This is a genomic window from Pseudoxanthomonas sp. UTMC 1351 (genome assembly GCF_040948865.1).
Lineage (GTDB): Bacteria > Pseudomonadota > Gammaproteobacteria > Xanthomonadales > Xanthomonadaceae > Pseudoxanthomonas_A.
Map to the genome: position 1 here is coordinate 1 of NZ_JAVGJT010000070.1, position 1,330 is coordinate 1,330.

Annotated in this window: 1 protein-coding gene; it reads right to left on the bottom strand. The window is 63.0% G+C overall.

Annotated features, from left to right (window positions below; all coding sequences use genetic code 11):
• On the bottom strand, positions 1 to 1,330 hold a 1,330-nt coding region (locus AB6O04_RS20625; RefSeq protein ID WP_368566299.1), incomplete at both ends, for a hypothetical protein.

The window sequence follows — 1,330 nt, forward strand, 5'->3', positions numbered from 1 at the left end:
ACCACGCGGTCGGGAATGAACTGCAGCACCGGCGGCTTGGGATCCTGGTCCAGCGGCTTGAACGCAACCTGATAACCGCCCGGCGAGTTGGCATCGAATACGTTGAACCAGTATTCCCATTGCTGGGTATCGCGGTTCTTGGTCTTGGACAACCAGACGTTCTCCGGCGCCATCTGCTTGGCGTCGGCACGCACCACGGTGGACAACGCCATGCCGCCGCGGTGCGGGTCCGGCTTGCGCACGTAGAAGAATCCCTGCGTGGCCGGCATGGCCAGTTGATAGGCGCCGCCGGCGACCGTCAGCTGCGCTTCGGCCGAACGGTTGGTCACTGTGCTGTCGACGCCTTCGGATTCATAGACTTTGTAAAGACCGCCGTCTTCGGCCAGGAAGTCGCGGATCACATCGCGGCCAGGCAAATCCACCCGCACATCACGCACCAGTAGATGCGCGTTGGTAGCCTGCAACAACGAGGTCAGCGCGCCACCCAGCTCATCGGAATGGGTGAACGTGGCATTGAACTCGACGAAGGTGCCGGCCAGGTTGCTCTCCATCTGCCAGCGACCCATCTTGCTGCTGGCCGGGCCGATATCGCCGAAGTCGATCAGCAGCGAATTGGTCGCCGGCAGGTCCTGCACATAACTGCCCAGCAGGACGAAGTTGATCGGCAGTCCCTGCTGGTTTTCGACGATGCGCGGCTGCGCCGAATCGATCTTCAGCTTGTTGGCCGCGGCCAGGCCGCTGTTCTTCACCCGCACGCCCAGCGTGTAGGGCTCAGGTGCTTCGATCTCGGTGGTGAACGGATCGTCGGCGATGATGTCGCGGGTCAGGAAGTAGTCCAGCGTCAGTGACGGCATCGGCTTGACCGTGATGGCGTCGGGGTTCAACTCCATCGTGTGGGTCTCGGTACCGAACTGGTAGCGCAGCGTCGCGCCGACCAGGTAGCGCTTGCCGAAAGGCGTATTGCCGGCCGAGCCCGGCGCCGGGATCAGCATCCAGTTGATGGTCGCCGTGGTCGCTCCCGCAACCTGGCCGGTACCGGAGACGTCGGAGATATTCTGTTTCTGGGTGAGGCGAATGAAGAACTTGGCGGTCAGATCGTTGGGGTCGGTGGTGACGGTGACCGGCGCGCCGGTTTCGTCGGTGACCTTTACGTCCACATTGACGTTCGTCAGCGCGGTGGCCGGCAGCGAATTGGTGATGCGCATCTCGGCGTCGAACGCCTGGCGCTCCAGCGTCAACTCCTGCTTGATCTCGATCTTCACGCGCGCGCACACGGACTCCTGCGCCGCCAACGGCGCAATCGATATCCCCAGCAGGCACAACGCCGCCA